Here is a 21,083-nt window from a genome sequence, read left to right as displayed (position 1 = left end):
TCGCAACGTTTTTTCAATCTAATTAAACTTCCATAATGATCGGCAAAATCATTGGACGGCGTTTTGTTTTTTCATAAAGGAATGGAGCGAGTGTATCAGTAATTTCATTCTTGATTTCAGACCATTGAGTCGTTTTTCGTTCCATTACCTTGTTCAAGTGCTTATTAATCAAGCTCTGTGCATCATTGATTAGATCACCGGATTCGCGCATATAGACAAATCCGCGTGAAATCAGGTCAGGACCGGAAGCAATCTTGAAGTCCTTCATATTGATGCTGACGACTACGACTACCAAACCTTCTTCGGAAAGGATTCGGCGGTCACGAAGAACGATGTTTCCAATATCGCCAACACCGCTGCCGTCGATATAAACATTGCCTGAAGGGATTTTGCCGGCCACGCCAACTTCATTGTCACCGAGTGCAAGAACTTCACCATTATCCATAATGAAGCAATTCTCTTCTGGCACTCCACAATCGGTCGCAAGTTTACTATGCATCTTCTGCATACGGAATTCACCGTGGATTGGCATAAAATACTTAGGCTTGATAAGGCGAAGCATTAATTTTTGTTCTTCCTGTCCGCCATGTCCTGATGTATGGATGTCATTCAATGAACCATGGATCACATCAGCACCAGCACGGGACAGCATATTGATCGTACGGTTTACGCTGATAGTATTTCCAGGAATAGGCGACGATGAAAAGACAACGGTATCGCCAGGCTGTATTTGGATTTGACGGTGTGTCCCGTTTGCGATCCTTGATAATGCAGCCATGGGCTCCCCCTGGCTTCCTGTACATAAAATAGTTACCTGGTTTGCAGGAAGGCGATTGATTTGCTGTGAATCAATGAAAGTATCCTTCGGTGCAGTAATATAGCCAAGTTCCTGTCCGATATTGATCGCTGATTCCATACTACGTCCGAAGACTGCGACTTTCCTGCCATTTGCAACCGCAGCTTCAGTGACCTGCTGTAATCTATGGATATTTGAGGCGAATGTAGCGAAAATGATCCGTCCATCCACTTTCCTGAAGATGTCCTGGATGCTTTCGCCCACACGGCGCTCAGACATCGTAAAGTGAGGGACTTCCGCATTCGTGCTGTCTGAAAGGAGGCATAGTACGCCTTCTTTTCCGATTTCAGCCATTTTGGTCAAGTTCGCAGGTTCACCTACAGGCGTAAAGTCAAATTTGAAATCTCCAGTGTGTACAATCTGGCCAGGGGGAGTCTTGACAACAACACCGTAGGAATCAGGAATACTGTGGGTAGTCCTGAAGAAAGTAACCGATGTCTTGCGGAATTTGATAATATCATCTTCCTTGATTTCAATCAGCTTGGCCTTGCGCAATAAACCGTGCTCTTCAAGTTTGTTTCGGATCAATCCGAGGGCAAGTTTGCCGCCATATATAGGAACATTGATCTCACGCAGTAAATAAGGAATGCCGCCAATGTGGTCTTCATGGCCGTGTGTGATGAAGAGGCCCCTGATCTTGTCTTCGTTTTTCACAAGGTATGAATAGTCAGGAATGACATAATCGATGCCCAGCAATTCATCTTCTGGGAATTTAATGCCGGCATCAATCAAGATGATTTCATCCTGGAATTGCACACCATAGGTATTCTTGCCGATTTCGCCCAGTCCACCGAGCGCGAAAACGGCTGTTTGGTCATTTTTTACAAATTTCATAAATTATCCGATCTCCAATACTTCAAAGTCTTCTTTTTGCTTTTCGTACTCAAAATAATTACCCTCAACAGCCTCGATATATTCAATATTATATTGGCGGTCAGCTATTTTTGTCCGAACATCTCTTTCAGAATCAGCTTGTACATAAATAGTTTTTGTTTTCTCGCGAACTGGAACTTGCTTGTTTGATTCCTGGAAGTAAACTTTAAATATCATGTAAAATCTCTCTCCTTAAAAATGTACTTTTTCTCTTTTGCGGGCAGCTTTCGAAGCAAAACAATTGTCTACACGAAAACAGCCAAATATAAAAATTAACAATGAATTACATTGTTAGATTCATCAGGTTATATTTCTTGCATTTACTCGTTTTTCCGCTATTAACCAATTTACAATAAGGAAGGAGCCCTTCGCAAGTTTGAAGGGCTCAAAAATTTAAGCGATTGTTTTTTTACGAAGCAAATCTTTCCACTGTTTTAAGAGCTTTTTCCGTAGCTTCTTTAACATAGTGGATCATCTCCTTATTTCTTATTTTAAACTATCCTTGTCCAAAGTAAAGTAAACAAGGAAAAGTTTAGGTGAGATTATTTTTCAAAAACTATCTTTTTGTTTATATTATATGATGAAATAGAAAATTTTTTCATGGGTAATGTTGGAATGACCGAAATTGTCATGGTTTTGCCATAGTTCATCGTTTCGTTTTGGTGTACATGCACAAAAGAATTTGGTAGACTACCGTGATTACATAATATTTGTAAAAGGAAATACAATACTTCAAGTAGAAGCAGCAAAGGAGTAAACCATGAGTAAAATCGTATTTTTTGATATCGATGGTACATTGCTTGACCATGATAAAAATCTGCCGTCCTCCGCAAAAGAGGCAATCTCTGCATTGAAAGAAAATGGGGTTTTCGTAGCAATTGCAACAGGCAGGGCACCTTTTATGTTCGAAAGCTTAAGAAAAGAGCTGGACATTGATTCGTTTGTCAGCTTTAATGGCCAGTATGTGGTCTTTGAAGGGGAGCCAATTTATCAAAACCCCCTGAATAATGCGAAGATAGAAGAGCTTTATTGCAGAGCTGCTGAAAAAGGGCATCCTGTCGTTTTTATGAACCATATGACGATGAAATCATCCGTTAAGCACCATGAATATATTGAAACAAGCCTGGGAGGTTTAAAGTTCGCGCATCCCGAACTTGACGACCGTTTTTATATTGAACGTGACCTCTATCAAACGCTTTTGTTCTGTGAAGAAGGGGAAGAAGCATACTACCGAGAATCTTATCCAGAATTCACCTTCATAAGATGGCATCCCTATTCAGTCGATATCCTTCCAGCAGGCGGATCGAAGGCAGAGGGAATAAAAAAGATGATTGAGAGGCTAGGCTTCAAGCCTGAGGATGTATATGCGTTCGGTGATGGCCTGAATGATTTTGAAATGCTGAAATCAGTCGGCACTGGCGTTGCCATGGGGAATGCGGTTCCTGAATTAAAGGAACATGCTAATATGGTGACAAGGGATGTTGATGATGACGGAATTTGGCATGGATTGAAACAGCTGAAATTGATTTAACAAGAATAGCGAAAGCTCCTTGTTCAGCCCCGACAAGCGCTGAAGCTGGACAATTCTCTTAGTGGAATTTTATACTTTCTTATCTATTGAAAAAAGCCGAATCGATTTTTCGATTCGGCTTTATCTTTCAACTGGTGCAGCATCAGGTATCTCTGCAAAAGGGTCTTGTTTATTGATATGGTCATAAAACATGATTCCGTTAAGATGATCGATCTCATGCTGGAAAACAATAGCTGGCAGGCCTTTTAAACGGATTTTAACATCTTTTCCTTCAAGGTCCACCCCTTTTACTGTTACTCTGGCATATCGAGGAACATATCCAGGAATTGATTCATCAACTGAAAGACAGCCTTCCCCGGTATGAAGGTAAGAACGTTCAACTGAATGGCTGACAATCTTTGGATTGAACAGGGCATAGCTGATCAGGTTTTCTTTTTCATCGGTAACATGGACGGCAATCATCCGTTTGGAAACATTTATCTGGGGAGCAGCAAGACCGATTCCGGGACGAAGTCCATGTCTTTGGGCAATGTCAGGATCCTGGCTGTTTTTTACGTATTCAAGTATACTTTCCAAAACGGCCATATCATCCTGTGTAGGAGGCATAGGCACTTCTGCCGCAACCTGGCGGAGAACAGGATGTCCATCACGTACGATATCATCCATCGTCAACATAAACTTCACCTCTGGTATGTAATAATGTTAAGTCTATCAAATGAACAACAAAAAGTTAACAAGAAAGTTTGCAATGAAAGCCTATAAAAAAGAGAGAAGGTGCAACTGAACACCCTCTCTTGCTTCTTTAGAATTTCATGCAGGCACAGCCTACGATGATCAGAAGAATGAACAACACGACAATTAAAGCAAATCCTCTGCCATACCCTGCTCCAGCAACCGGATAACCGCATCCATATCCATATCCGTACATATAAGGAAACCCCCTCTATTTCATTTTTCGCCCTAACAAAAAATGGGTCGATTGCTATAGCCTATGCGTCTGCCAATAAAAAGTGTAGGCTTGCGCCTAGCATAAACTACAATGTAATGGAATATATTTAGGGCAAGGACAAGCAGTTATTACTTCCCTTCAAGAACAAAGGACCTTGCAAAATTTCATATCTATTGTCAAATCCCGTCGCAATCGCTATAGTAAAATTGGTATCTATGAGGAGGTTATTATTTTGTCCACAATCAAAAAAATAAGTTTAGCCATTATTCTGATGGCTGGAGTTTTTAGTCTAGCTGGGTGTCTGGACAAGCAATCGCCCGAGGAAAAAATGTTTGAACAGCTTGAAAAAGTAGTGTCCATCGAGAAAGAGTTTGAGGACCAGCAAGACCCTCTTGTCGAATTGGAAAAACAAGAAAAGGAAATATATGAAAAAATCATCTCTCTTGGAATGAAGGAATACGACCAAATCGTTAAACTGGCAGATGATGCACTTAAAATCGCCGATCAGCGAGCAGAGCATATTGACAAGGAAAAAAAGAGCATAGATGAGTCGAAAAAAGAATTTGAAAATGTCGCCAAGATCATGGAAGAAATTGAAGATCCGGCTTTGAAGAAGCAGGCAACAGAACTTAAGGCTACAATGGCAGAAAGATATGAAATCCATGGTGAGTTATACAAAAACTATAAACAAGGCCTGCAATATGACAAGCAACTATATGAAATGCTAAAGGACAAGGAATTAAGTTTCGAGAAACTAGAAGAACAAATCAATAAAGTCAATCAGGTTTATGAAACTGTGCTGAAAAATAACCAGGAATTCAATGATAAAACGGATCAGTACAATCAAGAAAAAATGGCCTTTTATAAAAAGGCTGGAATAGAAGTCAGCACGGATAATGAAAAGTAAAACCATTGCGAAAGCCGCTTTTAATAATGCGGCTTTTTTTGTTTTATTATTGTCAAGCAGGATCCTGAAACCTGAAAACGGTTTTACTAATACAGATTGAATTCAAAGTATTTTATTATAGTACAGTAATAAAATTTTAGTAATACAGTTGCGCTTCATAGATTACAACATATTAATAGTGAATAAAATCAAAAAAGATAAAACTAAGTATTTGACGGACTTATATTCCTGATGTAAACTAAAAATCGAATGAGTTGATTGTATTACTTTATTTTTATTTTTCATTGATACAGCTGTTATGCTGATGAATTGGATAAATAATAGTTTTTTTATAGTGAATCTGTGGAAAACTATAGAATGGTGTGTGCACAATCAGCTGAGCTCTGGATTTTGTTCCAGAATTCAATGTGAAGTAAGTTTGTGGTCCAGCCAGAAAATAAAAGGTACAATACTGCTCTAAGTTGTATTTAGAATCCGGGGAAGTTTATCCTGATTTTGGGTATCCTATTTCTGTATATTCAATTAAAAATCTATGAAGTAAGAAAGGAAGAGGTGGCTCTGATGGCATCTAAAACAAAAAACAACACTTTTGATGCAGTGAAGCAGCTCGAGAATGTTGCAAGCCAATTTGAAATGTTCCAGATTTTAAACGAAGAGGGCGAAGTTGTTAATGAAGCAGCAATGCCTGAGCTTTCGGATGAGCAATTACAAGAATTAATGAAGCGCATGGTATACACAAGGATCCTTGACCAGCGTTCTATTTCCCTAAACCGTCAAGGACGCCTGGGCTTCTACGCTCCTACTGCAGGACAGGAAGCGTCACAGCTTGCGTCTCAATTCGCGCTTGAAAAAGAAGACTTTATCCTTCCTGGATACCGTGATGTTCCACAAATGATCTGGCACGGACTTCCGCTTGCACAGGCATTCTTGTTCTCTCGCGGACACTTCAAAGGAAATCAGATTCCTGAAGGAGTAAATGTAATTTCACCACAAATCATCATCGGCGCTCAATATATTCAGGCTGCTGGTGTAGCTCTTGGAATGAAGAAGCGTGGCGCAAAGGCTGTAGCTGTAACTTATACTGGTGACGGCGGTGCATCACAAGGGGATTTCTATGAAGGAATCAACTTTGCAGGTGCATATAAAGCTCCAGCAATTTTCTTTGTCCAAAATAACCGTTTTGCTATTTCAACACCTGTTGAAAAGCAATCTGCAGCGAAAACCATCGCTCAAAAAGCTGTCGCAGCTGGTATTCCTGGAATCCAGGTAGACGGAATGGATCCACTTGCAGTATACGCGGCAACACTTGATGCACGTAAACGCGCAATCAACGGTGAAGGTCCTACATTGATCGAGACAATGACTTACCGTTATGGCCCACATACAATGGCTGGTGACGACCCAACTCGCTACCGTACAGCTGACCTTGATAACGAGTGGGAAAAGAAAGATCCACTAGTTCGTTTCCGTAAGTTCCTTGAAAAGAAAAACATTTGGAACGAAGAGCTTGAAAACGAAACAATTGAAAAGGCTAAGGAAGATATTAAAGAAGCTATCAAAGAAGCTGATAATACTCCTAAGCAAAAGGTTACTGACCTGATTTCAATCATGTATGAAGAAATGCCAAATCACTTACAAGAACAGTATGAAATATATAAAGAGAAGGAGTCGAAGTAAGCCATGGCTCAAATGACAATGATTCAAGCAATTACAGATGCGTTGCGTACAGAACTCCGCAACGATCCTAATGTACTTGTATTTGGGGAAGATGTAGGAGTAAACGGCGGTGTATTCCGTGCAACTGAAGGACTTCAAACTGAATTCGGAGAAGATCGAGTATTCGATACTCCACTGGCAGAGTCTGGAATCGGAGGCCTTGCGATCGGTCTTGCACTTCAAGGTTACCGTCCAGTTCCTGAAATTCAATTCTTTGGTTTCGTATTCGAAGTAATGGACTCTGTTGCAGGCCAAATGGCTCGTATGCGCTACCGTTCAGGCGGCCGTTACAGCTCTCCTGTTACAATCCGCTCACCATTTGGCGGCGGCGTACATACGCCAGAAATGCACGCTGACAGCCTTGAGGGTATGGTTGCCCAGCAGCCTGGTCTTAAAATTGTCATTCCTTCAACTCCATATGATGCAAAAGGATTATTGATTTCATCAATCCGTGACAATGATCCGGTTATTTTCCTTGAGCATATGAAGCTATACCGTTCTTTCCGTCAGGAAGTTCCTGAAGAAGAGTACACAATTCCACTTGGAAAAGCAGATGTAAAGCGAGAAGGTAAAGACCTTTCAATTATTACTTACGGTGCAATGGTTCATGAATCCCTAAAGGCAGCAGAGGAGCTTGAAAAAGAAGGGCACTCTGTTGAAGTAATCGACTTAAGAACAATTATGCCTCTTGATATTGAAACAATCATTGCTTCAGTTGAGAAAACTGGAAGAGCTATCGTTGTCCAGGAAGCTCAAAAGCAATCTGGTATTGCTGCGCATGTTGTTGCAGAAATCAATGACCGCGCAATCCTGAGCCTTGAAGCGCCTGTATTGCGAGTTGCTGCTCCAGATACAGTATTCGCGTTCTCTCAGGCAGAGACTGTATGGCTGCCAAACTATAAAGATGTTATTGAAACAGCCAAGAAAGTTCTAACATTCTAAAACAAACTGACGTTCTGTGAAAATAGGTTCGACAAAATTAGGAGGGTGAATTCCATTGGCATTCCAATTTAAACTGCCAGATATCGGTGAAGGCATTCACGAAGGTGAAATTGTCAAGTGGTTCGTAAAGCCTGGCGATAAAGTCCAGGAAGACGATGTGCTATGTGAAGTTCAAAATGATAAAGCAGTAGTTGAAATTCCTTCACCAGTTGCTGGTACCGTAGAAGAAGTATTAGTAGAAGAAGGAACAGTTGCTACTGTTGGACAGGTTCTTGTAACATTCGATGCACCTGGCTACGAAGATCTAAAGTTCAAAGGTGACGAGGAAGAAACACCTGCAGAACAGCCTAAACAAGAAAAAACGGAAGCTCAGGTCCAATCTACATTAGAAGCTGGACAGGATATCAAGAAAGAAGCAGCAGAGGTTCCTGCTCCTGCAGCTGAAACTGGTGCTGGCGCAGCAGCAGCTCCTCAGGCGGATGTTGATCCAAACCGCCGAATCGTGGCAATGCCTTCTGTCCGCAAATACGCACGTGAAAAAGGTGTGGATATCCGACAGGTTCCTGGTTCAGGAAAGAATGGCCGAATCGGCAAGGAAGATATTGACAGCTTCTTGAGCGGCGGTGCTCCGGCAGCGGCTGCTCCACAGGCAGAAGCCCAACAGGCTGCACCAACAGAAGAAGCGCCTAAGGCAGCGTCTGCAAAGCCAATCCCGCAAGGCGAATACCCTGAAACACGCGAAAAAATGAGTGGAATCAGAAAAGCGATTGCTAAGTCAATGGTTAATTCAAAGCATACAGCTCCACACGTAACGTTAATGGACGAAGTGGATGTAACAAAGCTTGTCGCTCACCGCAAGAAGTTCAAGGAAGTAGCAGCAGAAAAAGGAATCAAGCTTACATTCCTTCCTTATGTGGTAAAAGCATTAACAAGTGCATTGCGTGAATACCCAGCGTTGAATACATCTCTTGATGATGCAACGAGCGAAATCATTCACAAGCACTATTACAACATTGGTATTGCAGCTGACACTGATAAGGGCTTGCTTGTTCCTGTCGTTAAAGATGCTGACCGCAAGTCTGTATTCTCTATTTCTAACGAAATCAATGAACTTGCAGGAAAAGCTCGTGACGGCAAGCTTGCTCCAGATGAAATGAAAGGTGCTTCTTGCACAATCACGAATATCGGATCTGCAGGCGGACAATGGTTTACACCGGTAATCAACCATCCTGAGGTTGCAATCCTTGGAATTGGCCGTATCGCAGAAAAACCAGTAGTTAAGGACGGGGAAATTGTTGCTGCACCTGTACTAGCGCTATCATTAAGCTTCGATCACCGCATGATCGACGGCGCAACTGCTCAGCATGCATTGAACCACATCAAACGCCTATTGAACGATCCAGAACTATTGTTAATGGAGGGTTAATAAATGGTAGTAGGAGATTTTCCAATCGAAACTGATACTCTTGTCATCGGTGCCGGACCTGGCGGATACGTGGCAGCCATTCGTGCTGCCCAGCTGGGCCAAAAAGTAACGATCGTAGAAAAAGCTACACTTGGCGGAGTCTGCCTTAATGTAGGCTGCATTCCATCTAAAGCTTTGATTTCTGCAGGTCACAGATACGAAAATGCATTGCATTCTGAAGACATGGGAATTAAAGCTGAAAATGTGACGCTTGATTTCTCAAAGGTTCAGGAATTCAAAGCTGGTGTAGTTAAGAAGTTGACAGGCGGCGTTGAAGGACTTTTGAAAGGCAATAAGATTGACATTGTAAGCGGTGAAGCATATTTTGTCGATGCTAACACAATCCGTGTTATGGATGAGAATTCCGCTCAAACATACACGTTCAAAAATGCAATCATTGCTACTGGATCTCGTCCAATTGAAATTCCTGCTTTCAAATATACAAAGCGTGTGCTTGATTCTACTGGAGCGCTTAATCTTCAGGAGCTTCCAAAGAGCATTGTGGTCATTGGCGGCGGCTATATCGGAACGGAGCTTGGTGGGGCATATGCAAGCTTTGGCACAAAGGTAACAATTCTCGAAGGTGCTGATGAAATCCTTAATGGTTTCGAAAAGCAGATGTCTGCTCTGGTAAAACGCAACCTTAAGAAAAAGGGAGCAGAAATCATCACAAAGGCACTTGCTAAAGGTGTCGACGAAACTGACTCTGGTGTAACAGTTACGTATGAAGCAAACGGTGAAGAGCAAAAAATCGAAGCAGATTACGTATTCGTCATGGTAGGCAGAAGGCCGAACACTGACGAGCTTGGTCTTGAGCAAGTAGGAATCGAGATGAGTGACCGTGGTGTCATCAAAATCGATAAGCAATGCCGTACAAGTGTTGGCAATATCTATGCGATCGGTGATGTCGTTGAAGGACCGCCACTTGCACACAAAGCTTCCTACGAAGGGAAAATCGCGGCAGAAGCAATTGCTGGACACCCAGCTGAAATTGACTACCTTGCGATCCCGGCTGTCGTATTCTCAGACCCAGAATTAGCATCTGTAGGATACTCTGAAAAGCAGGCTAAAGACGAAGGATTAGACATCGTTGCGTCTAAATTCCCATTCGCGGCAAACGGCCGTGCGCTGTCATTAAACCAGACAGACGGCTTCCTGAAGCTCGTTACTCGCAAAGAAGATGGTATTGTGATTGGTGCCCAAATCGCTGGTCCGAATGCATCTGATATGATTGCAGAACTTGGTCTTGCAATTGAAGCAGGAATGACTGCTGAAGACCTGGCTATGACAATCCATGCTCACCCAACTCTGGGTGAAATCACGATGGAAGCTGCAGAAGTAGCAATCGGCAGCCCGATCCATATCATTAAATAATATAAAAAAATCCTTTCCATCTGGAAAGGATTTTTTTATTCATCATTTAGCACGGCTGTAAGTGGTTCAATGATTTGATCTTTCGTGACAGTTCCATTTACATTCGCAATTACCTCGTCTTGATGAACAACGAGAAGGGCTGGGAATTGTTCCACTTCGAACAGGTTATAATATTTTTTTGCATTTGAAGCCGGGATGACTACCATATTGCCGATTTCATCTGGATACTGTTTTTTTAATTCGATTATTGCATCGTAATAGGAAGCTTCATGTTTGTAGTTTTCTTCATCGGAGAAGAATACCACTTGCTTAAGCTCTTCATTGAGTATCAGAACATCTGAATCGTTGACTGGGTTACAAGAAGCCGTCAGGAAAAGGAACGTTGCGACAAAAACAAAAGATAAGCCTTTCATTTATCTTTGCCTCACTTTTTTTCGGATTCTTCGTCACATTTGGTGACTGTTTGTCCATATTCTATCATAGCAATTTCCATAAACATGGAATGTTATTGAAATGTTACATAATTGAAAAATATCCTTCCGGCTCGGACATATACTAAAATAAAACCTCTAAATGTTTAATATTCTTTTACGGGGGAATGAAATATTTTAGACATGGTGGTGGAGGAGTTTGAAGGTGTATACAGTCGTCTTGCTGCAACTGATTATATGGAGCGGATATACCTTTATAGAATGGCTGTCCAAGCATGATCATCCCATATATAATGTAATTATGTTCTTGGTATTTTTTTATCTCGCAATCATAATTGGCAATTACATAACGAAATCAGCGAGAAAAACATTTTTTATTACAGTCATAAGTCTTTCCGTTTATGCTTCATTTCATTTGACTATGTCTTTAATCAATTGACAGCATGGTATTGCCAGCAGGAGGGAATGGGTTTGAAGAAAACGTTATTAATGGCAGCTACATTGATTTTCATAGGGGGCTGTGGAGCGCCTGTAGAAAAAGAGAAAGCTGAAGTTCATAAGAGTGATTCCAGTTTGCAGAAGGAAGAAAGTGAAAAAGTAGAGAAAGAAGGAAATGAAGCACCTGAAGCAACTGAAGAAGATACCACAGTTGAAACTGCTGAACCTGAGAGTGAAGTAGTTGTACAAGCACCTCGGTATAAAATAAATGAAGATTTTTCAGTCCAGAATATTGCAAATCCTGAAGAAAAAGTGGTGTTGTTGACGATTGACGATGCTCCTGATAAAAATGCGCTGGAAATGGCCAAAACTTTGAAGGAATTGAATGTTAAAGCAATCTTTTTCGTCAATGGACACTTCATCGATACTCCTGAGGAGGGAGAAGTGCTTAAGCAAATCCATGAAATGGGATTCCCCATCGGAAATCATACATTGAGCCATAGATCTTTAAGGGATTTGACAGAAGAAGAACAGCGACAGGAAATCATCGGGCTAAATGACAGGATTGAAAAGTTGATAGGCGAACGTCCTCAGTTCTTCAGAGCTCCATTCGGGATGAATACTGATTACAGCAAGAAGCTTGCCGCTGAAGAAAAGATGCTGATCATGAATTGGACATATGGCTATGACTGGGAGAAAAATTATCAATCAAAGGAAGCCTTGACAGAAATAATGGTGAATACCCCATTGCTTCGTAACGGAGCTAATCTGCTTATGCATGACAGGGAGTGGACAAGCGCCGCACTTGGTGACATCGTGAAAGGCCTGCAAAACAAGGGCTACAAAATTGTTGACCCACACTTAATTGAAACACCAGCAAATAAAGGAACGGCCGCTCAATAGCGGCCGTTCCTTTTTCATTACTTTCTAGGATTAAAATACATGACCCTGCCATTGAATAAATGCAGTTCTCCCTGCAGTTTTTTTGCGATGAATTTACTGAATTCATTTGCTTTGCCCTTATCGCCGGCAGTGGCTGTTGGGGGCAGTGTAATTTGTATGTATGTTTGTTCGCGTTCCGTGCCGTCTTCCTCGGAAATTGTTTCTTTGTCCACTCCAATTAAAATTGCATTGTAGCGATCCTGTGAGGATTGAAGATAAAACCATATGCCTTTGGCTTCTTCTTTTTCCTTTAATTCGTATGGAAATGCGGAATCTTCATAATTCCAGTCTACCTGGTCGCCAGTTTTAGCGGTAATTTGCTTGTAATAATTAAATAATTCCTGCAGATCTGCGGTGGAAATGGCTTGCTGAGATGATGATGGAACAAGTTTTATATATGCGTTACTAGACATCGTCCAATCCCCTTTTCCTATCTATTCACCATCATTTTATCACTCCTGAAAAAGCGTTGACAATAGAATAAAAGCTTTTTAGCTTCATATGAGTTGCCTTTTTAGCATAAATTAATTATAATAATATTCTAAATATTTAATTTAAAGGAGGAGGCATATGGAACTATTCGAAAAGCTTTATGATGAGCACGAAAAGGTTCAGGTCAGATTTGTGGGGTTTACTACTTATGACACTCGATATGACTTTGGGATCGTGTATACAAATATGTTTTTCGGAAAACCGCTCGTCGTTTGCATGCAGACTGGGCGTTCAGCACTCCTCGACCCAAAGGATATTGAAGATGTAGAGTTTTTGCAAAGGGCTTTCCATATCACAGAAGTACGACAGGCTGAGGATCTTGCATTATTTTTCAATGAAGAACTGCCAACGGCCCCTTTCCAGACACAATATGAATAAGCAGGTTAGAGCAGGCCAAAGAGGCCTGTTTTTATTTTTTTGGCTGTGTTAAAGCTGGATGTTAAGTGGAAGGCGCGCAGACTCCTCCGAAAATGCTAACGCATTTCCAGCGTGCGTGTGAAGGTTCGAGGAAGCACAATCAATGTCCTGCGGGCTTAGCGCCAGCCCCGCGGGAAGCGAAGCGCATGGAACGGAAATCAACAGTCTAATTTAACACAGTCATTTTCTTTAATAAGCCTAATCTTAGTCACGGCGTTTTATCTTTGATTAAACCAAAGTGTCATACTAATCGATATTGAAGCATATATTTTGATTTTGTATAACGAAAATAACCATTTAAAATTTAAAAGTGTTATACGATTTAGGCTTGAAAATATAATAGTGTTATATTATTATATAATTAGAAATGATAAAGCGCTTACAAAATTAAAATCAAAACGAAAAGGGGTTTGAAAAGATGGGTACAATCGTTTGTCAAACTTGCAATTCTACAATTGACCATTTCGAAGATGAAAAAGTAACTGTGTTATATTCAAAAAAATGCAACTGCTGCGACCATGAAGGTGCAGAAGAAAGATAAGAATAGATAAAAGGGCATGCGCTGCATGCCCTAATTTTTTTTAGCGAATCGCTTTATGCTCTTTAATCACCCGGAAGGATTTGATTTCATCATCCTCTGGTCCCTGTACAGGAAGTCCGGCTTCCATATTGGTTTTAATATAGATAAGGTTTTCTTCAGTAATGATTTCCCCTGGGATGAAGATTGGGATCCCTGGTGGATAGACCATGACGAACTCTGCAATGATCCTGCCTTCTGATTCCTCAAATGGTACAATCTCTGTATCAGCGTAGAACGCATCCCTTGGAGTAAGTGCCAATAATGGAATATCAGGAAGCATCACTTCAGCATGGACCTTTTCAGCATTGTCATGGAATTCCTTCGAAAGCTCACGAAGGGCTTCTACAAGAATCCTGGCTTCATTTTCCGTATCACCAGGTGTAATGATACACAGAATATTATATAAATCGGAAAGTTCGACTTCGATATTGTATTTCTCACGCAGCCACTTTTCTACTTCATAACCTGTAATGTTAAGGTCTTTAATGCTGATCAAGACCTTGGTAGGGTCAAAATCAAACGTAGCATTAGTTCCTAGCAGGTCTTCACCCGGGCAATAAAGATGCTCGATCGCATTTACCTCATTGCGGATCCACTGTGCCAATTTTATCGTTCGATCAATGATCTCTCTTCCTTCTATTGCGAGTCTTCTTCTTGCGGTATCCAGTGATGCCAGAAGGAGGTAAGAAGTGGATGTAGTCGTAAGCATGCTGATGATTGATTGAACACGCTTAGGCGAAACCAAACCTTCTTTTACATTCAGGATCGAGCTTTGTGTCATTGATCCGCCTAACTTATGAACACTTGTTGCAGCCATGTCAGCTCCAGCCTGCATAGCCGAAAGCGGAAGTTCATCATGGAAATGGATATGAACACCATGGGCTTCATCGACGAGTACTGGAACATTGTAGGAGTGGGCAATATCGACAATCTTCTTTAAATCCGCAGCAAACCCAAAATACGTCGGATTAATGACTAGCAACCCTTTTGCATCTGGATGCTGCTCAAGTGCTTTCTCTACAGAATCAGTAGAAATCCCGTGGGAAATACCTAAATTCTTATCGATTTCCGGATGGATGAAGATTGGAATCGCCCCGGAAAATACGATGGCCGACATAATCGATTTATGAACGTTTCTTGGAACAATGATCTTATCCCCAGGACCGCATACGGTCATGATCATAGTCATGATTGCTCCACTTGTTCCCTGTACTGAGAAGAAAGTGTGGTCTGCACCAAATGCTTCTGCAGCCAACTGCTGTGCCTGTTTTATGATGCCTTTAGGTGAATGCAGATCATCCAATGGCCCGATGTTGATCAGGTCAATGGATAAAGCGTTATCCCCAATGAAATTACGAAATTCAGGATCAATCCCGCTGCCTTTTTTGTGGCCGGGAATGTGGAACTGGATTGGATTCTTTTTAGCGTGTTCCAGAAGGCTTGTAAATAATGGTGTTTCGTATTGTGACAATTGAAGATCACACCTCTTTAATGTATAAGATTTGTTTGTTTATAGGTTATGATTATTGTTGGTTATTTTAAAAAAATAAAACACAAGCATTATAGCACTAATCACACCCTTTGCAAAGAAATATCCGAGTGGTATACATATTAATTTTTACTCACCGGCCTGGAGGACACACCTGCAGGAAAAACAGGAATTAATGTCATAGAAATAGAAGTAATAAGAATCACAAAAGCGAAGGAGAGAGAGCATGAATTGGGAAACAGATGTAACCAGACTTTTGGCGATAAAATATCCAATCATCCAGGGAGGACTGGCCTACCTTGCATATTCTGATTTGGCTGCTGCTGTTTCGAATGCAGGAGGGCTTGGTCAAGTTACTGCGATGTCATTAACTGACCCAGAGGCACTGAGGAATGAAATTCATAAAGTAAGGCGATTGACTGACAAGCCCTTCGGAGTTAATTTTGCGATTGGCCAGCATGGAAGGCCTTTTTCTCACTTTTTGGAAGTAGCGATCGAAGAAAATGTACCTGTTATTTCAATGACAGGAGGGAATCCAGCTCCAATATTTGACCAGCTAAAAGGCACAGATATAAAAAAACTGGTGCTTGTAGCAGCCAAAAGGCAGGCGGAAAAAGCTGAAGAACTTGGAGCGGACGCTGTCATGGTTGTTGGGCAGGAGGGCGGGGGGCATTTGGGAAAAAGTGATACAGGAACGATGGTGTTGATCCCAACAGTCGTGGACGCAGTGAATATCCCGGTAATTGCATCCGGAGGAATTGGTGACGGCAGGGGTTTGATGGCCGCATTAAGCCTCGGAGCCCAGGGCATCGAAATGGGAACAAGATTCATTGCGACACAGGAATGTGTACATGCTAATGAATCTTATAAGCAAAGGCTGGTAAACGGGACAGAGAATGACACAACCGTTATTAAAAGAACACTAGGGATGCCGGCAAGGGCTGTTGCAAATACATTGACTGAAAAAATTCTGGAGATTGAAAAAAACGGGGGCGGTTATGAAGATTTGAAAGAGCTGATCAGCGGAACCGCCAATCGGAAGTATATTTATGATGGGGATGATGTAAACGGATTTGGCTGGGCCGGGCAGGTGATGGGGCTGATTCAAGATACGCCAACTGTAGGCGAGTTATTTGAGAGAATGATCAGTGATGCAGAGGAAATTAGAAGCAGGTGGTCCAGTTAGGTTTTAGATCCTTGCACTCCTTAATGAATACCTGTAAAATCTTTTTCAACAAGTTGTGAAATGTCCCTATGTCAACAGAGAGGGCAAAGCATATGAAGCAGGTGAAATGATGGAATATCAATATCCAATAGACTATACATGGTCAACTGATGAAATCGTCGATGTAATCCATTTCTTTGAATGCATCGAAAAAGCGTATGAAAAAGGAATCGACCGCGAAGTTTTGCTTGTCGCTTACCGACGCTTTAAAGAAATCGTACCAGGAAAGGCACAGGAAAAAACCATTTTCAACGAGTTTGAAGAAGTGAGCGGTTACGTTTCATATCAGGCTGTAAAAGCAATAAAAGAAACAGCTTCAGGTGCAAAGATAAAGGTACAGCCGCAGCGAAAAAAATAGGAATCCTTTTAATATAAGTAAAGAGCCCATGCAAATGAGCTGACCCCTTAAAGTTAGAGTTTTAAATTAAGCAGCTAATTGGCTGGTATGGATTCGGTATTTAACCGGGCTCATGCCTGCCAATTTTTGCTTTATACGCTTGTTATTATAATAATTGATATAATCTTCAATCCTCTTTTTTAGTTCATCAAAGGAGCACAGTGGTTCCCCATAATACATTTCCTGTTTCAGTAACCCGAAAAAGTTCTCCATCGGGGAATTATCTATACAGTTTCCTTTTCGTGACATACTCTGAAACACCTTGTTTTTCTTGAGTGTTTTTACCCATTGATTATGTTGATAATGCCAGCCTTGATCTGAATGAACAGTAGTCCTGTACTTTGAATCTTTTACAATCTCGAGAGCTTCTTCTAAAGGTTTAAGTGCTAATTCTAAGGTTGGACGCATACTGATCCCATACGAAAGAATTTCCCCATTGAACATGTCCATAATTGGATTCAGATATAGTTTTACATGGTTTGAACACTTGAATTCTGTAATATCTGTGGTTAATTTTTGATGACAAACATTTGTGTAAAAACGACGATTGATTCGGTTTTTGGCAATGGTGCCAATTTTTCCTTTATAGGAACTATACTTTCGTGATTTTCGACTGTACTTCTCACATTTGAGCCCAAGCTTATCCATGATGCGTTTGACCTTTTTATGATTCACTTTGCGCCCACTATTTTTCAAGTTTAATGTGATGCGTCGATAACCGTAATTTCGGTCATTTTCTTCGAAAATGGATTGAATAACTTCCTCCAACTGATGGTCCGGATTGGTCCTCTTCATCATTTTTATATGATAGTGGTACGAGGATTCAGGAATGCCAACTACCTGTAAAACATCTTTTAGTTTGAAGGTTTCTTTGAGTTCGAATGATAACGCTGCTTGTGCTTTTCGAGATAGTCTTCCGGATCCATCTGAAAAGCTCGCAACTTTTTTAAGTACTCTACCTCCAAACGAAGAAGCTCGTTTTCCCGTTCCAATTTTTGTTCATATGTCATTTCTTTTTCTTCAATCTTTTTACCTTTATTGTTATTAGCTTTATCAGACATGGATGGCCTTCCTTTCGGTCTATCCAGGGCTTCAGCGCCACCCTCAAGAAAAGCCTTCTTCCATGAACCTAACAAAGAGGGATTGTTTAAACCAAATTCAAGGGCTGTTTCAGTAACTGAAGAACCTGTTCTTTTCATAAAGCTTAATACTTCCAGCTTGAATTGAACAGAATAAGTTACTTTCCTCATCTTTCTTCTTAATCCTTTCTCTCCGAATTTCTCATACGATTTTACCCATCTTTTAATTGGTGTACTGCTCTTCATACTATACTTTTTAGCCAAAAGGTCATAACCCAATTTCCCAGCTTGATATTCTTTAACTAACTTTAACTTAAAGCCTTCACTATATTTGACCATAAAAATGCACCCCAAAGGTTAGATTTCACTCTAACTTTTGGGGTGCAGTACAAAAATGGGCTCTTTCTTTTTGTCCAGCGCTTGTCGAAATTGGGCACTTGCCTACTCATTTCAAGGTTTATGCCAATTTGTATAGGGGTAATATTTCTTTAAATACAAACTCAATTTTAGAAAGCATTTCTTCACTGCTTAACTTGATGGCTTCCTCGCGAGGTATGTTCAAACCGCAAAGAATTTCTGCTTTTTTAACAGTTTGAAGGCGTTCGAACATTGAAAGGAGTTCTTCCTTTGAAAGTTCACTGTGCAAGGTGGCTTCTGGTTTCATATGATCACCAGACCAATAGAAACCCTTAGGAGTCCTTGTATAGATGGAATTAATCTTCTTTTCGAGTTTTTTTCCGATCGCTTCCTTCTCTGGAGCTTCGTAAATAACAGCAAACCAGATAAAAACGTGGGTTTCCCACAGCCCAATCTGGAAATGTGGAAGCATCTTATACCCACGGGGATTGCTGGCGAACGCAACCCATGTATCCTTAGGAGGATTAATTGTTCTCCGGGCGTGTTTTGCGACATGATAGTGCATTTCATCGCCTGTAAGGACAGAAAGAGTAGGTGAGAAATGCTGGCCGAGTTCTTCCAGTTTCGGGCGGATATGGGATTTCAAGGCCTCCATTCTTTCGTCGAGACCATCAATTTTGAACACATCGAAATCTGCTTGTGTGAATCCTGAGAATGACAATATAAAAACCTCCTAGTACTTTGTCAAATATTGTAGCAAAAAACTTCATTGAATGAGAAGCAAGAGGCATTGACCTACAACTAGGTAAACGCACATATTTGTACCACTGATAACAGAAAATTCATACAATAAATAAAAAATCAAGAAAATAATAGAGGAGTGTAAAATGATGAAACAACTAATAAATTCGACAAGAAAAAGAAACGGCGAACTGCAAAGGACGGCTGTACTTCGTTTAGAAATGGATTATGAATTGGCAACACTTTTTGATGCGATGACTGATGCAGATAAACCAAAAATGAAAGAATGTAAACAAAAACTTGAAAGAATCAGACAAGAATTATTGCGTTTGAAAGCATTGTAAAAAACAGAAGAAAGAATGAGAAACCAATGATTGTTGAAATGAAAAACCGGGCTGCTTAACGAACTCCTATTAGAATTATGGGGTTCGTTTCTTATGTTAGGCATAATAATGATATGCAGTTGCATTTTAGACAGGCAGTGAGGGGAATCCTAATACTTGATGGAATTGCACCATTTTCGATAAGCTAATATAGATATCATAAGCTTGATTGGTAAAAATAGAGAAATGGGGGATCGCCAAATGGAATATACAGTGCAGGAGATTGATACATACGCCAAACAATGGATAAAAGAAGCTGGTGAAAACATCAGGGCATCATTTCCCAAAACGTTGAATGTAACAACAAAATCTAACCCCAATGACTTGGTTACAGATATAGATAAAGGTACAGAGCAGTATTTTATCGAAAAGATTAAAAGCACTTTTCCTGACCATCTTATTATGGGAGAAGAGGGTTACGGTGACGAAATAACAGCTTTGTCTGGAGTTGTTTGGATTATTGACCCAATCGATGGAACGATGAATTTTATCCATCAACAGCGGAATTTTGCGATCTCGATAGGAATCTATATTGATGGTGAAGGTGTGATCGGACTCATATACGATGTTGTCCATGATGAATTGTATCATTGCATAAAAGGTGAAGGTGTTTACCTGAATGGGAAATCAATCCCGAAACTGGAAGAATCCAAGGTCAATGAAGCCATTATCGCACTTAATGCAACATGGGTCGCCCCCAACAAGAGGATTGATCATCAACTCCTGATTCCTCTTGTAAAGGATGTAAGGGGCACCCGTTCCTATGGTTCTGCGGCGATGGAAATGGTATATGTCGCCACGGGGAGAATCGATGCTTATTTGACTCCAAGGCTTGCACCGTGGGATATTGCCGCCGGAATCATCATGATCACAGAGCTTGGCGGAAAAGCCACGAACCTAAGGGGAGAAGATTTGGATATGCTTAAAGAAAATTCCCTTTTCGTTTCAAAACCCGGTCTGCATGGGGATATATTGAAAAATTACCTTAAGAACGGAAAATGGTGAAGTTGATTTTTCGTGGATTTCAAAATGAGGATTTTGAATTTTTTAAGGACGTTATATCCAATAGTGCGAAATGGAAAAAGTATGAGTTGGATGGTAAGGGATTAATCGATTATATGGAGCAATATGAAGAAGTGCCTGGTGAGTGGAGAGTTTGGGAGAAAGAGAACAGCCCAGTTGCAATTACTTTTCATGTTCAGCATGCTCCTTCCAACCAAAAACCTTGGCTTGGAACAATCCTGGTGGAGGCATCTGAAAGGCGAAAGGGAATGGCTTTGTCGATTATTGAATCACTCTCAGCTGAATTAAGGGACAAAGAAAATAAGGTGCTATTTGCAGGAGTGCCGATTGAAGAGTACGAATGGTCAAACTTCCTTACAGCCTGCGGTTTTGAACAATTCAAATCAGAAGAAAATAAGGGCGAAACCTTTTTAATCATGGTTCGCCCGTTGGTATGACCGGCTGCATTTTTTTCGGCCGGTTTTTATCATCTTTGG

General features: G+C 40.9%; 23 protein-coding genes and 1 pseudogene. 14 read left to right on the top strand and 10 right to left on the bottom strand.

What is annotated here, in order from left to right; all coding sequences use genetic code 11:
- Window positions 1–22: 22 nt before the first annotated feature.
- Complete coding sequence (gene rnjA, locus ACXAEA_RS16460) at window positions 23–1,690, bottom strand: ribonuclease J1 (protein WP_475096951.1); 1,668 nt, start codon at window positions 1,688–1,690, stop codon at window positions 23–25.
- 3 nt (window positions 1,691–1,693) lie between these two features.
- The gene (locus tag ACXAEA_RS16455; protein ID WP_475096950.1) at window positions 1,694–1,906 is read right to left on the bottom strand and encodes a DNA-dependent RNA polymerase subunit epsilon; all 213 of its coding nucleotides are present in this window, start codon (window positions 1,904–1,906) and stop codon (window positions 1,694–1,696) included.
- Window positions 1,907–2,489: 583 nt separating this feature from the next.
- Between ACXAEA_RS16455 and ACXAEA_RS16450 the strand changes: the two genes are divergently transcribed.
- Window positions 2,490–3,260, top strand: coding sequence for a Cof-type HAD-IIB family hydrolase (locus ACXAEA_RS16450; RefSeq protein ID WP_475096949.1), 771 nt, complete (start codon window positions 2,490–2,492; stop codon window positions 3,258–3,260).
- 120 nt (window positions 3,261–3,380) lie between these two features.
- On the opposite strand, the gene def is transcribed toward ACXAEA_RS16450, so the two are convergent.
- Both def and ACXAEA_RS16440 read right to left on the bottom strand, forming a co-directional pair.
- Window positions 3,381–3,935, bottom strand: coding sequence for a peptide deformylase (gene def, locus ACXAEA_RS16445; protein WP_475096948.1), 555 nt, complete (start codon window positions 3,933–3,935; stop codon window positions 3,381–3,383).
- Window positions 3,936–4,062: 127 nt separating this feature from the next.
- Complete coding sequence (locus ACXAEA_RS16440; protein ID WP_475096946.1) at window positions 4,063–4,188, bottom strand: YjcZ family sporulation protein; 126 nt, start codon at window positions 4,186–4,188, stop codon at window positions 4,063–4,065.
- 253 nt (window positions 4,189–4,441) lie between these two features.
- Here ACXAEA_RS16440 and ACXAEA_RS16435 point away from each other — a divergent pair, with 253 nt between their 5' ends.
- The 5 genes from ACXAEA_RS16435 (at window position 4,442) to lpdA (ending at window position 10,613) form a co-directional block, all read left to right on the top strand.
- Complete coding sequence (locus ACXAEA_RS16435) at window positions 4,442–5,116, top strand: YkyA family protein (RefSeq protein WP_475096945.1); 675 nt, start codon at window positions 4,442–4,444, stop codon at window positions 5,114–5,116.
- Between the two features lie 561 nt (window positions 5,117–5,677).
- Window positions 5,678–6,793, top strand: a complete 1,116-nt coding sequence (gene pdhA, locus ACXAEA_RS16430) for a pyruvate dehydrogenase (acetyl-transferring) E1 component subunit alpha (RefSeq protein ID WP_475096944.1) — start codon at window positions 5,678–5,680, stop codon at window positions 6,791–6,793.
- A gap of 3 nt (window positions 6,794–6,796) precedes the next feature.
- A complete protein-coding gene (locus tag ACXAEA_RS16425) occupies window positions 6,797–7,774 on the top strand; it encodes an alpha-ketoacid dehydrogenase subunit beta (protein WP_475096943.1) in 978 nt (325 codons plus the stop codon).
- 55 nt (window positions 7,775–7,829) lie between these two features.
- On the top strand, window positions 7,830–9,200 hold the full coding sequence (locus tag ACXAEA_RS16420; RefSeq protein WP_475096942.1) for a dihydrolipoamide acetyltransferase family protein: 1,371 nt from the start codon (window positions 7,830–7,832) through the stop codon (window positions 9,198–9,200).
- 3 nt (window positions 9,201–9,203) lie between these two features.
- The gene (lpdA, locus tag ACXAEA_RS16415) at window positions 9,204–10,613 is read left to right on the top strand and encodes a dihydrolipoyl dehydrogenase (protein ID WP_475096941.1); all 1,410 of its coding nucleotides are present in this window, start codon (window positions 9,204–9,206) and stop codon (window positions 10,611–10,613) included.
- Window positions 10,614–10,648: 35 nt separating this feature from the next.
- Here the strand turns inward: lpdA and ACXAEA_RS16410 are convergent, their stop codons facing one another.
- Entirely contained in the window at window positions 10,649–11,026 is a 378-nt protein-coding gene (locus ACXAEA_RS16410; protein ID WP_475096940.1) for a small peptidoglycan-associated lipoprotein, read from the bottom strand.
- Window positions 11,027–11,509: 483 nt separating this feature from the next.
- Between ACXAEA_RS16410 and ACXAEA_RS16405 the strand changes: the two genes are divergently transcribed.
- Entirely contained in the window at window positions 11,510–12,385 is an 876-nt protein-coding gene (locus tag ACXAEA_RS16405; protein ID WP_475096939.1) for a polysaccharide deacetylase family protein, read from the top strand.
- A 17-nt stretch (window positions 12,386–12,402) separates the two neighbouring features.
- Here ACXAEA_RS16405 and ACXAEA_RS16400 read toward each other — a convergent pair whose 3' ends face one another.
- Window positions 12,403–12,837, bottom strand: a complete 435-nt coding sequence (locus ACXAEA_RS16400; RefSeq protein WP_475096938.1) for a DUF1885 family protein — start codon at window positions 12,835–12,837, stop codon at window positions 12,403–12,405.
- A 157-nt stretch (window positions 12,838–12,994) separates the two neighbouring features.
- On the opposite strand from ACXAEA_RS16400, the gene ACXAEA_RS16395 reads away from it, so the two are divergent.
- Together ACXAEA_RS16395 and ACXAEA_RS16390 are read left to right on the top strand one after the other, a co-directional pair.
- A complete protein-coding gene (locus tag ACXAEA_RS16395) occupies window positions 12,995–13,294 on the top strand; it encodes a DUF3055 domain-containing protein (RefSeq protein WP_251478062.1) in 300 nt (99 codons plus the stop codon).
- A 457-nt stretch (window positions 13,295–13,751) separates the two neighbouring features.
- Entirely contained in the window at window positions 13,752–13,874 is a 123-nt protein-coding gene (locus tag ACXAEA_RS16390; RefSeq protein ID WP_079508283.1) for a GapA-binding peptide SR1P, read from the top strand.
- Between the two features lie 40 nt (window positions 13,875–13,914).
- Here ACXAEA_RS16390 and ACXAEA_RS16385 read toward each other — a convergent pair whose 3' ends face one another.
- The gene (locus ACXAEA_RS16385; RefSeq protein WP_475096937.1) at window positions 13,915–15,384 is read right to left on the bottom strand and encodes an aminotransferase class I/II-fold pyridoxal phosphate-dependent enzyme; all 1,470 of its coding nucleotides are present in this window, start codon (window positions 15,382–15,384) and stop codon (window positions 13,915–13,917) included.
- Window positions 15,385–15,628: 244 nt separating this feature from the next.
- On the opposite strand from ACXAEA_RS16385, the gene ACXAEA_RS16380 reads away from it, so the two are divergent.
- Both ACXAEA_RS16380 and ACXAEA_RS16375 read left to right on the top strand, forming a co-directional pair.
- On the top strand, window positions 15,629–16,588 hold the full coding sequence (locus tag ACXAEA_RS16380) for an NAD(P)H-dependent flavin oxidoreductase (protein WP_475096936.1): 960 nt from the start codon (window positions 15,629–15,631) through the stop codon (window positions 16,586–16,588).
- A 109-nt stretch (window positions 16,589–16,697) separates the two neighbouring features.
- Window positions 16,698–16,985, top strand: a complete 288-nt coding sequence (locus ACXAEA_RS16375; RefSeq protein WP_475098150.1) for a UPF0223 family protein — start codon at window positions 16,698–16,700, stop codon at window positions 16,983–16,985.
- 66 nt (window positions 16,986–17,051) lie between these two features.
- Here the strand turns inward: ACXAEA_RS16375 and ACXAEA_RS16370 are convergent.
- The 3 genes and pseudogenes from ACXAEA_RS16370 to ACXAEA_RS16360 all read right to left on the bottom strand — a co-directional run.
- A pseudogene (locus tag ACXAEA_RS16370) lies at window positions 17,052–17,918 on the bottom strand (IS3 family transposase); the annotation flags it as partial.
- Window positions 17,879–18,442: a helix-turn-helix domain-containing protein gene (locus ACXAEA_RS16365; protein ID WP_475096935.1), complete on the bottom strand. Its 564-nt coding sequence runs from the start codon at window positions 18,440–18,442 to the stop codon at window positions 17,879–17,881. The gene ACXAEA_RS16365 and the pseudogene ACXAEA_RS16370, both read right to left, overlap by 40 nt.
- Window positions 18,443–18,560: 118 nt before the next feature.
- Window positions 18,561–19,181, bottom strand: coding sequence for a YktB family protein (locus tag ACXAEA_RS16360; protein WP_475096934.1), 621 nt, complete (start codon window positions 19,179–19,181; stop codon window positions 18,561–18,563).
- A gap of 169 nt (window positions 19,182–19,350) precedes the next feature.
- Here ACXAEA_RS16360 and ACXAEA_RS16355 point away from each other — a divergent pair, with 169 nt between their 5' ends.
- The 3 genes from ACXAEA_RS16355 (at window position 19,351) to ACXAEA_RS16345 (ending at window position 21,044) form a co-directional block, all read left to right on the top strand.
- Window positions 19,351–19,545, top strand: coding sequence for a hypothetical protein (locus tag ACXAEA_RS16355; RefSeq protein ID WP_475098149.1), 195 nt, complete (start codon window positions 19,351–19,353; stop codon window positions 19,543–19,545).
- 240 nt (window positions 19,546–19,785) lie between these two features.
- Complete coding sequence (locus tag ACXAEA_RS16350; RefSeq protein WP_475096933.1) at window positions 19,786–20,589, top strand: inositol monophosphatase family protein; 804 nt, start codon at window positions 19,786–19,788, stop codon at window positions 20,587–20,589.
- On the top strand, window positions 20,586–21,044 hold the full coding sequence (locus ACXAEA_RS16345; protein WP_475096932.1) for a GNAT family N-acetyltransferase: 459 nt from the start codon (window positions 20,586–20,588) through the stop codon (window positions 21,042–21,044). Before ACXAEA_RS16350 ends, ACXAEA_RS16345 begins: the two co-directional genes overlap by 4 nt.
- Window positions 21,045–21,083: the final 39 nt, after the last annotated feature.

The sequence above is a fragment of the Mesobacillus sp. ABV4_180 genome (assembly GCF_056158485.1).
This window is presented reverse-complemented; position numbering and strand designations above follow the sequence as displayed.

Excerpts from the sequence above, each read along its gene's own strand:
- rnjA (WP_475096951.1), bottom strand. The coding sequence starts at position 1,690 with ATGAAATTTGTAAAAAATGACCAAACAGCCGTTTTCGCGCTCGGTGGA.
- ACXAEA_RS16455 (WP_475096950.1), bottom strand. The coding sequence starts at position 1,906 with ATGATATTTAAAGTTTACTTCCAGGAATCAAACAAGCAAGTTCCAGTT.
- ACXAEA_RS16450 (WP_475096949.1), top strand. The coding sequence starts at position 2,490 with ATGAGTAAAATCGTATTTTTTGATATCGATGGTACATTGCTTGACCAT.
- def (WP_475096948.1), bottom strand. The coding sequence starts at position 3,935 with ATGTTGACGATGGATGATATCGTACGTGATGGACATCCTGTTCTCCGC.
- ACXAEA_RS16440 (WP_475096946.1), bottom strand. The coding sequence starts at position 4,188 with ATGTACGGATATGGATATGGATGCGGTTATCCGGTTGCTGGAGCAGGG.
- pdhA (WP_475096944.1), top strand. The coding sequence starts at position 5,678 with ATGGCATCTAAAACAAAAAACAACACTTTTGATGCAGTGAAGCAGCTC.
- ACXAEA_RS16425 (WP_475096943.1), top strand. The coding sequence starts at position 6,797 with ATGGCTCAAATGACAATGATTCAAGCAATTACAGATGCGTTGCGTACA.
- lpdA (WP_475096941.1), top strand. The coding sequence starts at position 9,204 with ATGGTAGTAGGAGATTTTCCAATCGAAACTGATACTCTTGTCATCGGT.
- ACXAEA_RS16410 (WP_475096940.1), bottom strand. The coding sequence starts at position 11,026 with ATGAAAGGCTTATCTTTTGTTTTTGTCGCAACGTTCCTTTTCCTGACG.
- ACXAEA_RS16405 (WP_475096939.1), top strand. The coding sequence starts at position 11,510 with ATGGGTTTGAAGAAAACGTTATTAATGGCAGCTACATTGATTTTCATA.
- ACXAEA_RS16400 (WP_475096938.1), bottom strand. The coding sequence starts at position 12,837 with ATGTCTAGTAACGCATATATAAAACTTGTTCCATCATCATCTCAGCAA.
- ACXAEA_RS16395 (WP_251478062.1), top strand. The coding sequence starts at position 12,995 with ATGGAACTATTCGAAAAGCTTTATGATGAGCACGAAAAGGTTCAGGTC.
- ACXAEA_RS16390 (WP_079508283.1), top strand. The coding sequence starts at position 13,752 with ATGGGTACAATCGTTTGTCAAACTTGCAATTCTACAATTGACCATTTC.
- ACXAEA_RS16380 (WP_475096936.1), top strand. The coding sequence starts at position 15,629 with ATGAATTGGGAAACAGATGTAACCAGACTTTTGGCGATAAAATATCCA.
- ACXAEA_RS16375 (WP_475098150.1), top strand. The coding sequence starts at position 16,698 with ATGGAATATCAATATCCAATAGACTATACATGGTCAACTGATGAAATC.
- ACXAEA_RS16365 (WP_475096935.1), bottom strand. The coding sequence starts at position 18,442 with ATGGTCAAATATAGTGAAGGCTTTAAGTTAAAGTTAGTTAAAGAATAT.
- ACXAEA_RS16355 (WP_475098149.1), top strand. The coding sequence starts at position 19,351 with ATGAAACAACTAATAAATTCGACAAGAAAAAGAAACGGCGAACTGCAA.
- ACXAEA_RS16350 (WP_475096933.1), top strand. The coding sequence starts at position 19,786 with ATGGAATATACAGTGCAGGAGATTGATACATACGCCAAACAATGGATA.